The organism is Rhizorhapis sp. (assembly GCF_035276005.1).
Classification (GTDB): domain Bacteria; phylum Pseudomonadota; class Alphaproteobacteria; order Sphingomonadales; family Sphingomonadaceae; genus Rhizorhapis.
In genome coordinates this window covers 1-10,701 of record NZ_DATEMB010000009.1, presented here as the reverse complement: position 1 = coordinate 10,701, position 10,701 = coordinate 1, and the positions used below count along the sequence as shown (strand labels likewise).

Sequence of the window (10,701 nt, the reverse complement as noted above, 5' to 3'; positions counted from 1 at the left end):
TCAAGTCGAATGCTTCTTCAACAAACTCAAACGCTTCCGACGCATCGCCCTGCGGTGCGAAAAAACTCTCACCGCCTTCATGGGCTTCGTCCATCTCGCCTGCGCCATGATCTGGCTACGCTGAATGCAGACAGCACCTAGAGCGCGCTGCGTTTAATCTGACGCGGGCGCGCGCTCTAATTCGTTGTTGTCGCATCGTTTTTCGCGCAAAACCGGTTCCCACTTTTGTGCACGATGCTCTAGACTCGTTCCGGTTCTGATTGAACCGGAACGAGTCTAATATTCCCTTGTTCTCCGTGATTTCCGAGCCGCCAGATGATTCCATCTGGCTCGAAATCATTTTATTCGCCTGCACCCCATATATGGGCTTTCTCCACAAATCCCTTCTTGCCCTGAATGTCGATCAGGCACCACCCATCCTCGCAATCGGAGATCCGTCCCACCACTCCGGGTTCCGCCCGGTAAAGGACCGGGGCGCCAGTGTCGGGAGCCTTGCGGAGCGGCTGCACCCCTCCCTTGACGATGGCCGTTGGCTGATCGCTCAGCAGGCGCACATGCATCCATCCCCGGGAGCCGTCCGGGTCCTCCACCTTGCGCCAATGGGAATAGACCTCCACCACCTTCACCGGTAGATCGCGACGCCGATAAATCCAGTTCGCCGGATAGTCGTTGCTCGGTCCGGTCCGCATCCGGGCTTCCGTCTTTGAGATGGATGCCCAATAAGGCGGCTTCTTCGTCTGAGCCTCCAAAGGCGCAGATGTGAGCAGCAACCCAAGGGAAAGACCAAGGAAAACAGCGCCTATTCCATTCGTCTTCATGCTTCGTCCATCCCGGTGCTCATTATTTCAGCCTGTGCCAGTTCAGCCTTTCCTCTTCAAGACGCGATGAGATACGGCCTTCATTTCCAATGGACAACTTATTGCCGCTTGACCTTCCCTTGGAGTAACGGATAGCGCCAGATCATGCCCAAGCGACCGCGCCCCGCCAATCCCAAGGTCATTGTCACCCGCAGGCTGCCGCCCGCGACCGAAGCCCGCATGCGGGAATTGTTCGACATCAGCTTCAGCCCGAATGATGAGCCGATGAGCCGGGGCGCCCTGTTGAACGCCATGCGCAGTTGCGACGTGCTGGTGCCGACGGTCACCGATCATATCGACGCCGGCCTGATCGAGGAGGCCGGCGACCGGCTGCAGCTCATTGCCAATTTCGGCAATGGCGTGGATCATATTGACCTTAAGGCAGCGCGCACCAGGAACATCCTTGTAACCAACACCCCCGGCGTCCTCACCGAGGATACTGCCGACATGACCATGGCGCTGATCCTGTCGGTCCCCCGCCGCCTGGCGGAAGGCGAAAAACTTGTGCGCAGCGGCAAATGGGCAGGATGGAGCCCGTCGGGCATGCTGGGGCATCGCATTGGCGGCAAGACGCTGGGCATAATCGGCATGGGCCGCATCGGCCAGGCCGTAGCGCGGCGGGCGCGAGCGTTCGGCCTTTCGGTCCTCTATCACAACAGGCGGCGGCTGCCGCTCAGCGTCGAAGAGGAACTGCAGGCGGCCTATGTCCCCGAACTGGATGCCATGCTGCACACTTCCGACATCATTTCCATCCACTGCCCGCATAGCGCCGAGACTCATCAGATGCTGGATGCCCGGCGGATTTCCCTCCTCAAATCGAGCGCTTATCTGATCAATACGTCGCGCGGCGAAATCCTGGATGAAGGGGCGCTGATCGAAGCGCTGGAGGATGGGCTGATCGCAGGTGCGGGGCTGGACGTCTATAGCCATGAGCCCGAAGTCGATCCCCGCTTGCTGGCGCTCAGCAATGTCGTGCTGCTGCCGCACATGGGCTCCGCCACTTTTGAAGGGCGGGCGGCGTCAGGTGACAAGGTGATCGCCAATATCCGCGTTTGGGCGGACGGCCATCGCCCGCCCGATCAGGTTCTGGAAGGCTGGGCCTGACCGGCGGCATGCAGCTCTGCGCGGCCATCTTCGCGCATAATGAGGAGCGCCGGATCGGAAAATGCCTGGCCAGCCTGCCACTCGATCGCGGGGAGATCGAATTCCACATCTTGGCGAACGGTTCCACTGACCGGACTGTCGAGATCGCCCGGCAAGTCGCGGCCGGACGAGCCAATGTTCAGGTGCACGACCTTCACCCCGGCGGCAAATCGCGGACATGGAACCGGTTCGTGTTCGACATATGGAACGGACGCCATGACGTCATTGTCTTCATGGATGGCGACGCAGAAATCACCGCGGGTTCGCTGGACGAACTGGCCTTGAGCTTGGGGCGGAATCCTGTTGCCAATGCCGCAAGCGGCATGCCGCGGAATGGCCGGAAGCATCTCGCCTATCAGGAAGCGCTTCGGCGCGAGCGTGGGCTCTTCGGTGACCTTTATGCCCTACGTGGCGACTTTCTCCGGCACATGCGGCAGCAGGAGATTCGGCTGCCCGAGGATTTGATCGGCGACGATGGGCTGCTTGCCGCTCTGGCCGCGACGGATCTGCGCGACGAAAGCAATTGGGACCGGGAGCGGGTAGAGCCTTGCGAACAGGCGGGCTTCTGTTGTGAGCCGGTGGACGTCATGAACCCCGCCACCTGGCGCATGCAGTATCGGCGGATGATCAATTACAGCATCCGCCATTTCCAGAACCGGATCATTTCGGAAATCATGCGCACCGAAGGGCCTAAGGGGCTTCCGGCCGAATTGCGGACGCTCTACCCCCATCATCTTCCAGGATTCAGCGTGCGCCGATCATTGGGACTGGCCTGGTTCGATCTGCTCGCATTGCGCCGGATGCGAGGAGCCTGACGCCTCTTATTTCCAATAGCGTTCGAAGCGTGCCCCAAGGCCCGTCAGCAGTTCATATTGGGAAAGACCGGAGAGCGCGGATGCCTCTTCCAGGCTGTAATCCAGACAGAGCCAATCGCCCTCCCTCGTTTCGGGAGCGGTTGAAACATCAACGATCAGCAGGTCCATCGACACCCGGCCTACTACCGGCAAGGGCGATCCATCCGAAGTCAGCATGCGTCCCTTGTTGGAGAAACCACGCAAATAGCCGTCCGCATAGCCGACGTTGAGAATGGCGACTTCCATGTCATGTCCGGCTGTCAGCGTCGCATTATAGCCGATGCTTGCACCAGCAGGGACCGTCTTGCGCTGCAGAACCTGTGCTTCGGGATAGGCGACCTGACGAATATGCGCCCGTGCTTCCGCGCGGGGAATGCCTCCGTAGAGCGCCAGCCCCGGCCGCGTAAGATCAAAGGCATAGGATGGTCCCAGACAAATCCCCGCGCTGTTGGCGAGGCTGTAGCGGCCGGCCGGGACCTTCGTTTTGAGGACGGAAAAGCGGTCGAGCTGAGTTGCGTTCAGCGGATGCTCCTCGTCCGCGCAAGCCAAATGACTCATCAGCGTCCTGATCTCCAAGCCGTCGAGCAGACCCGATGCGGCTTCCTCCGGACCGAGGCCGAGCCGGTTGATGCCAGTATCCACCATGACATCACAGGGACCGCCGCCGCTTTCCATCCACCGCCGGACCTGGGCAACGGAGTTGAGGACCGGCCTTACGCCCGCTTGCCGGACCACAGCCATATCCTCATCCCGAACGCCGTGCAGAACGGAGAGCGACACAGCTTCTGCCAAGGGCAGCAGCGCGAGCGCTTCGGCCCAGGTCGCCACAAAGAAATCCCGGCAGCCCGCCTCCGCCAGGTGCGAAAGCACGCCCGCCGCGTCAGTGCCATAGCCATTCGCCTTGATCGCGGCCCCGCATGCGGCTGCACCGCCCTGCCCCTTCAGCCAGCTCCAGTTGGAGACAAGCGCCTGTTTATCGAGGCGCAGGCGAAGGGGAGAAGGAGGCAAGGTCATCGCCGGAGCGATAGCCTGCCCTTCACGCCGCGTCGAGACTTTGCCAGCGCGTTTCCTTCAGACCGAACAAGGTGACGAGCAGCGCCACGAGCACGACCGCGAAAGTGTACCAGAGGCCCGCATAATGATCGCCGGTCTTCGCCACGATATATTGGCTGACAAGCGGCAGGAATCCGCCGAAATAGCCAGTTCCGATATGATAGGGTATCGACATCGAGCTATAGCGGATCCTGGGCGGGAACAGTTCGGACAGCAGTGCAGCAACGGGACCATAGGTGGCGCCAGAGAGCGCGCTGAGACCCAGAATGGCGATGATGATGATGGCTATGTTCTTGCCGGAAGGGCGGACCCTCTCCAGATCATAGCCCGCGTCCGCCAGTGCGGCATCCAGTGCCCCGGCATTATTATCAGAGAGGACCTTGTCCCCGATCCTGATCTGGGTTTGTCCTTGCCCGCCGGCTTCAACCGTCTTGTAACTGACGCCCCGCTTGGACAGCATGTCCAGCGCCTTGCCGCAATCAGTGGTTTGCTCCTTGGCAAAGGGGCTGTAGCTGCAATCGCTGCCCGTCACCACTACGGGCGCGCGCCGTGCCGCTTCGGCCAAGCCTGGATTGGCCGCGTTGCCCAACATGTGGAACAAGGGAAAAAGCAGGACGAGCGTCGCTGCATAGCCGATCAAAATGGGCTTTTTCCGGCCAATCCGGTCAGAGAGCCAGCCGAAGAACACAAACCAGAACAGCCCCCCCAAGGCACCGACGCCGACCACGATCTCGGCTACCGAATTGTCCACCCGTTGCGGGCCAGTGAGAAAGAAAAGCACGCCATACATGGCGGTATACCAGATGACGGTAAGGCCAGCCGCAATGCCGAACAGCGCGACAAAGATGCGCCGCTTGTTGCCGGGATAGGTGAAGCTTTCCTTCAAGGGATTGGCGGAAGTTTCGCCGGCTTCTTTCATCGCCTTGAAGACCGGGCTCTCATTGAGCTTCAGGCGCATGTAAAGGGAGACCGCCAGCAACAGCAGGGAAAAGATGAAGGGAATGCGCCAGCCCCAGGCATCCCATGCCTCTGCGCTCACCATGGACTTGGTGCCAAGCACGACCAGAATGGAAAGGATGAAGCCGCCCGCGACGCTCGCCTGAATGAAGCTGGTGAAATAACCACGCCTGCCGTCTGGCGCATGCTCACTCACATAAATGGCGGCGCCGCCATATTCTCCGCCAAGGGCCAATCCCTGAACGATCCGCAGCAGGATGATGATGACCGGCGCTGCAATGCCTATCGCCGCCTCTGGGGGAACAAAGCCGATCGCAGCAGTGCCAAGACCCATCAGCGTGATAGTGACGAGGAAGGTATATTTGCGCCCCAGCCGGTCGCCCAGATAGCCGAATAGCACCGCTCCCAACGGCCGGAAGCCGAAACCGATGGCGAATCCGGCAAGGGAAAGGAGCAACTCCATCGTAGGATTCCCGGCCGGGAAAAAGACGCGGCCGATAATCGGCGCCAGCGTCCCGTAAATGAAGAAGTCATACCATTCGAAGATGGTGCCGAGGGAGGAGGCGCCGATGACAAGCTGAATATCCTTCCGGCCGGGTTCCTTCCCCGCCAAAGCCGCGCTGCTCGCCATTGTTCCTCCCGGATTCTATCTGCCTGCCGCCTAATAGGCACGAGTCGCGCTGGCGGGCAAGGCGCTGCGTTTTTTGGTGCGCCGTGACTTTGCTCTGTAATGCGTCGTCCCTATATGGGCTCATTCGAATATGCCTTTTCCACCAAGGGAGCATCAATTGAGCAAGGTACTTGTCATCGGCGCAGGCGGCGTGGGTTCGGTGGCCGTTCACAAAATGGCCATGAACCCGCACATCTTCAGCGACATCACGCTCGCCAGCCGCCGCATTGCCAAATGCGATGCCATCGCGGAGTCGGTGAAGGTACGCACCGGCGTCATCGTGAAGACCGCCGAGGTGGATGCCGATGATGTGGACGCGACCGCCGCGCTCATCGAAAAGGTGAAGCCTGAGCTGGTGGTGAACCTCGCCCTGCCCTATCAGGACCTTTCCATCATGGAAGCCTGCCTGAAGACAGGCGTCAACTATCTCGACACCGCCAATTACGAACCGCGCGACGAGGCGAAGTTCGAATATAAATGGCAATGGGCGCTGCATGACCGGTTCAAGGAAGCGGGCCTTATGGCGCTGCTGGGATCAGGCTTTGATCCCGGAGTGACCAGCGTATTCGCGATCTATCTGAAAAAGCATCATCTGGACCGGATCGAGACGCTGGATATCCTCGATTGCAATGGCGGTGACCATGGCCAGCATTTCGCGACGAACTTCAATCCCGAGATCAATATCCGCGAGGTGACGGCGGTTGCCCGGCATTGGGAAAATGGCGATTGGGTGGAAACCCCGCCGCTGTCGCACAAGCAGAGCTTCGACTTCGACCAGGTGGGACCGAAGAACATGTACCTCATGTATCATGAGGAAATCGAATCCCTGAAGACGCATATTCCGGAAATCCGCCGCATCCGCTTCTGGATGACCTTTGGCGATGCCTATCTCAAGCATCTGGAAGTGCTGCAGAATGTTGGGATGACGCGGATCGATCCGGTCATCTACGAAGGCAAGGAGATCATCCCGCTCCAGTTCCTGAAAGCCGTTCTGCCGGAGCCCGCAAGCCTTGGTCCCACCACCAGGGGCAAGACCAATATCGGCGACATTGCGACCGGCGAGAAGGATGGAGCGCGGAAGACCTTCTACATCTACAATATCTGCGACCATGAAGACGCCTATGACGAGACGGGCAATCAGGCGGTGAGCTACACCACCGGTGTTCCGGCGATGATCGGTGCCGCCATGATGCTGACCGGAGCCTGGAAGGGCGAAGGCGTATTCAACATCGAGCAGTTCGATCCCGATCCCTTCATGGACATGCTGAACAAGCATGGTCTGCCTTGGCAGGTGAAGGAATTGGCGGGTCCGTTGGAGTTTTGACCAAAGCCCTCGCCCCTTCAGGGGAGAGGGTTGGGAAAGGGGAACACCCCCTCAGACCTGGAATGCGGAGAGGCGGCACTCCCCCTCTCCCCGGCCCTCTCCCCTGAAGGGGCGAGGGCGTTGGAGAATTTAATGGAAACCAGAGCCGGCGATCCCGGAGCTTTCGCGCAGTTCGATCTGAGACGCGTGCCCTCACCCAGTTTCGTGGTGGATGAAGCCGCCATACGCCGCAACCTTGCAATATTGAAGGAAGTGCGTGACCGGTCGGGCATCCGCATGCTGGCGGCGCTCAAGGCCTTTTCCATGTGGTCGCTGGGAGACGTGGTCGCCGAATATCTGGACGGCGTCTGCGCGTCCGGAATTTTCGAAGCGCGCCTTGGCCGGGACCATTATGGCGGGGAAGTCGCGACCTATTGCGCCGGGTACAAGGAGGATGACCTGCGGGAGATATTGACGATCTCCGACCATATCATCTTCAACAGCCCGGCCCAGATTGCCAGGTTCCGTCCGCTGATCGAAAAGGCACGGGCGAAGGGTGGGCAGTTCGACATTGGCCTTCGCATCAATCCCGAACATCCCGAAGGCGAGGTCGAAAAATATGACCCCTGCCAGCGGCACAGCCGTCTTGGCCATCCGGTCAGCCAGTTGAAGGCGGCCGATCTGGAGGGCGTGTCGGGATTGCATTTCCACACGCTCTGCGAACAGGACTTCCTGCCCCTTGAACGGACATGGTCGGCGCTGGAACCGCTCATCAGGCCCTACTTCAAACAGCTCAAATGGCTGAATTTCGGCGGCGGACATCACATCACCCGCGCGGATTATCAGCGCGAAAGCCTCATCGCCTTCCTGCAGCAGGTCCGTGAAACGACCGGCCTGGACCTTTATCTGGAACCGGGCGAAGCCGTCGCTCTCGACGCAGGCATTCTCGTGGGCGAGATATTGGACGTCATGGACAATGGCATGCCGATCGCCATCACGGACGTCAGCGCCACCTGCCACATGCCTGACGTGATTGAAGCTCCCTACCGCCCGGCCATGCTGCATGAACGGAGCGAAGGACCGGCCGTCCGTCTTGGGGGGCCATCCTGCCTCGCCGGCGATGTCATCGGCGACTACCGTCTGCCCGAGTCGGCCCATGTTGGGCAGCGAATCGCCTTCCTCGACCAGGCGCATTATTCGATGGTGAAGACCAATACATTCAACGGAGTACCGCTGCCTTCCATCCATCTTTGGGACAGCGCGACAGATAAGCTCCGGGAAATCCGCAGTTTCCGCTACGAGGATTTCCGCAACAGACTTTCATGACATTTTTATGACAGTCTTTTTTTGATCCCCAGGGTTTACAGTCCGGACCCCCATTTATATATCGCCATCCGCTGCCCCATGGGACTTCCACCGCAAGGCAGCCTGATTGCCAAACGAACCACTGGAGGTCCCTTGAGTTGTACAAGCATCATAGCGCGCTGGGGATAGCTACTGCCCTCAACCCGGTTGATCCGGTAACGCTCATTCGTCCGCAGGCTGCACGCCGGGCTGCTCGATTCTTCGTTGAGAAGTTTCCGGGCAAGTCGCTCTATGCGGTGAAGGCCAATCCTTCTCCCGAGCTTCTGAAGACGCTCTGGGAGGGCGGCATCACGCATTATGACGTCGCGTCGATTGCGGAAGTTCGGCTTGTTGCCCGGACGTTGCCGGACGCCACCCTTTGCTTCATGCACCCGGTGAAGTCCGAAGAGGCGATCGCCGAAGCCTATCATGAACATGGCGTGCGGGTCTTTTCGCTCGACACGATGGATGAGCTTGCAAAGATCATGCGGGCCACCAACAGCGCGACCGACCTGTATCTGTGCGTGCGCATGCGGGTCTCATCGGACTATTCGAAGCTCAGCCTGGCGTCCAAATTCGGCGTTGAACCTGGCGAGTCCAAGGAACTGCTGATGGCCACCCGTCAGGCAGCGGACGCGCTCGGCATCTGCTTCCATGTCGGCAGCCAGGCGATGACGCCGCATGCCTATGTGCAGGCAATGGAGCGCGTACGCGCGGCGATCGTGGACGCGGCGGTCACGGTGGACATCATCGATGTCGGCGGCGGCTTTCCCTCGGTCTATCCCGGCATGGAACCGCCCGCGCTGGAGCTTTATTTCGATGCCATCGATCGCGCCTTCGAAAGCCTGCCGATCAGCTATTCGGCAGAGCTGTGGTGCGAGCCAGGCCGCGCACTTTCGGCGGAATATAGCAGCCTGATCGTGCGCGTGGAGCGCCGCCGGGACGAGGAACTCTACATCAACGACGGCGCCTATGGCGCGCTGTTCGATGCCGCGCATGTCGGCTGGCGCTTTCCGGTGAAGCTGCTGCGCGAGGACGAGAGCGAAGCGGAACTGGAAGCCTTCAGCTTCTATGGTCCGACCTGCGACGACATGGACCATATGGCGGGCCCCTTCCTGCTTCCGTCCGATGTCAAGGCTGGCGATTATATCGAGATCGGCATGCTCGGCGCCTATGGCTGCGCAATGCGGACCGCTTTCAACGGCTTTGGTTCCGGTGAGATCCACGAGGTCACGGACGAGCCGATGGAGAGCCTCTACCGCGAGGAAGTGAAGCCCAGCAAACGCCCCGCAACCGTGGTATCGATCAAGGGGTAATTGGGACGGCTTATTGGCGGCGGCTCGCTTATCGGGGCCGCTGCCACCATGGGCGAATCCACGTTTCGTGAAGAGAACCGTCGTCCCTGCGCAGGCAGGGACCCAGCTTTTTAGAGCGGCGAGCATGAAATCTGAATCGTTGGGGATTTCCATTTGCTGAGTTTTGTGATTCACCGTTTTTGGAGGTGGATCATGGGCAAGAGCAGTTCGGTTGATCTTCGGGTACGGATTGTCGGCGAGATTGAGCGTGGGCAATCATGCCGTGCGGCGGCGCGACGCTTTGGGGTGAGCGCGGCGACTGCGGTTCGCTTGGCGCAACGCAAGGCGAGGACGGGTTCACTGGCGCCTGCCCGGCAGGGCCGGCCGGCGGGGAGCGGATCGCTTGGAACCCATGTCGAGACGCTGGTCGGCTGGGTAGATGCCGATGGCGAGATAACGATGCCCGAACTGGCAGCGCGGCTCTTGGCCGAGCGCGGGGTGAAAGCCCACCCTGCCTCGCTGTCGCGGCTGCTGATCCGGCAGGGCTTTACCGTTAAAAAAAACGCTGCTGGCCAGCGAAACCGATCGCGCTGACATTGCCCGCGCACGGCGGGTGTGGCGAGCGCACCGCCAACCGTGGATGAAGAAGCGCCCGGAACGGCTTGTCTTTATCGATGAGACCGGGACAACCACCAAGATGACCCGTTTGCGGGGCCGGGCGCGCCGTGGCCAGCGGCTGAGGATGAAGGCCCCCTTCGGCCACTGGGGAACCCAGACCTTCATCGCAGCACTGCGCCATGACGGTCTGACCGCGCCCTGGGTGATCGACTGCCCGATGAACCGGCGCATCTTCGAGGCCTATGTCGAAACCCAGCTCGCGCCGACGTTGAAGCCGGGCGACATGGTCATCCTCGATAATCTCTCCAGTCACAAGAGCGAGAAGGCCGCTGCCATCCTCAAAGAACGCGGCGCGTGGTTCCTGTTCCTGCCGCCCTACAGCCCCGACCTCAATCCCATCGAAATGGCCTTCGCCAAGCTCAAGGCGCACCTGCGAAAAGCCAAAGCGCGGACCATCGACGCCTTATGGCAGGCCGTCGGCTCAATCTGCGAACTCTACTCACCCGACGAATGCCGGAATTACCTCAAAGAAACGGGCTATGTTGCAGATTAATCGCACCGCGCTCTAAAGCTTATGCAAAAGTCTGCCTTCGCGCAGAACGGCTTG

General features: G+C 60.2%; 9 protein-coding genes and 1 pseudogene. 7 read left to right on the top strand and 3 right to left on the bottom strand.

Annotated elements, in window-relative coordinates:
* Positions 1-124: pseudogene (locus tag VJS46_RS03275) on the top strand (IS5/IS1182 family transposase); the annotation flags it as partial.
* Between the two features lie 217 nt (positions 125-341).
* Here VJS46_RS03275 and VJS46_RS03270 read toward each other — a convergent pair.
* Positions 342-818, bottom strand: a complete 477-nt coding sequence (locus tag VJS46_RS03270) for an SH3 domain-containing protein (RefSeq protein ID WP_324057917.1) — start codon at positions 816-818, stop codon at positions 342-344.
* A gap of 144 nt (positions 819-962) precedes the next feature.
* Between VJS46_RS03270 and VJS46_RS03265 the strand changes: the two genes are divergently transcribed.
* Both VJS46_RS03265 and VJS46_RS03260 read left to right on the top strand, forming a co-directional pair.
* Complete coding sequence (locus tag VJS46_RS03265) at positions 963-1,961, top strand: D-glycerate dehydrogenase (RefSeq protein WP_324057916.1); 999 nt, start codon at positions 963-965, stop codon at positions 1,959-1,961.
* A gap of 8 nt (positions 1,962-1,969) precedes the next feature.
* Positions 1,970-2,815: a glycosyltransferase gene (locus tag VJS46_RS03260; protein ID WP_324057915.1), complete on the top strand. Its 846-nt coding sequence runs from the start codon at positions 1,970-1,972 to the stop codon at positions 2,813-2,815.
* Positions 2,816-2,821: 6 nt separating this feature from the next.
* Here VJS46_RS03260 and alr read toward each other — a convergent pair whose 3' ends face one another.
* Together alr and VJS46_RS03250 are read right to left on the bottom strand one after the other, a co-directional pair.
* Positions 2,822-3,868, bottom strand: coding sequence for an alanine racemase (gene alr / locus VJS46_RS03255; protein ID WP_324057914.1), 1,047 nt, complete (start codon positions 3,866-3,868; stop codon positions 2,822-2,824).
* A gap of 22 nt (positions 3,869-3,890) precedes the next feature.
* Complete coding sequence (locus VJS46_RS03250; protein WP_324057913.1) at positions 3,891-5,495, bottom strand: MFS transporter; 1,605 nt, start codon at positions 5,493-5,495, stop codon at positions 3,891-3,893.
* A 157-nt stretch (positions 5,496-5,652) separates the two neighbouring features.
* Between VJS46_RS03250 and VJS46_RS03245 the strand changes: the two genes are divergently transcribed.
* The 4 genes from VJS46_RS03245 to VJS46_RS03230 all read left to right on the top strand — a co-directional run bounded on the left by VJS46_RS03245 (position 5,653) and on the right by VJS46_RS03230 (position 10,647).
* The gene (locus tag VJS46_RS03245) at positions 5,653-6,858 is read left to right on the top strand and encodes a saccharopine dehydrogenase family protein (protein WP_324057912.1); all 1,206 of its coding nucleotides are present in this window, start codon (positions 5,653-5,655) and stop codon (positions 6,856-6,858) included.
* 132 nt (positions 6,859-6,990) lie between these two features.
* Positions 6,991-8,163 carry a carboxynorspermidine decarboxylase gene (gene nspC / locus VJS46_RS03240; RefSeq protein WP_324057911.1) on the top strand — a complete coding sequence of 391 codons (1,173 nt, stop codon included), beginning with the start codon at positions 6,991-6,993 and terminating at the stop codon, positions 8,161-8,163.
* A 137-nt stretch (positions 8,164-8,300) separates the two neighbouring features.
* Positions 8,301-9,497: a type III PLP-dependent enzyme gene (locus tag VJS46_RS03235; RefSeq protein WP_324057910.1), complete on the top strand. Its 1,197-nt coding sequence runs from the start codon at positions 8,301-8,303 to the stop codon at positions 9,495-9,497.
* 192 nt (positions 9,498-9,689) lie between these two features.
* Positions 9,690-10,647 (top strand): IS630 family transposase gene (locus tag VJS46_RS03230; RefSeq protein WP_324057909.1). Its coding sequence is split into 2 segments (ribosomal slippage): positions 9,690-10,021 and positions 10,020-10,647, totalling 960 coding nucleotides; the frame shifts between segments, so codons are not numbered across the junction.
* Positions 10,648-10,701 lie beyond the last annotated feature (54 nt).

What these genes read in the sequence shown, in the direction of transcription:
- VJS46_RS03270 (WP_324057917.1), bottom strand. Translation starts at nt 818, where the DNA reads ATGAAGACGAATGGAATAGGCGCTGTTTTCCTTGGTCTTTCCCTTGGG.
- VJS46_RS03265 (WP_324057916.1), top strand. Translation starts at nt 963, where the DNA reads ATGCCCAAGCGACCGCGCCCCGCCAATCCCAAGGTCATTGTCACCCGC.
- VJS46_RS03260 (WP_324057915.1), top strand. Translation starts at nt 1,970, where the DNA reads ATGCAGCTCTGCGCGGCCATCTTCGCGCATAATGAGGAGCGCCGGATC.
- alr (WP_324057914.1), bottom strand. Translation starts at nt 3,868, where the DNA reads ATGACCTTGCCTCCTTCTCCCCTTCGCCTGCGCCTCGATAAACAGGCG.
- VJS46_RS03250 (WP_324057913.1), bottom strand. Translation starts at nt 5,495, where the DNA reads ATGGCGAGCAGCGCGGCTTTGGCGGGGAAGGAACCCGGCCGGAAGGAT.
- nspC (WP_324057911.1), top strand. Translation starts at nt 6,991, where the DNA reads ATGGAAACCAGAGCCGGCGATCCCGGAGCTTTCGCGCAGTTCGATCTG.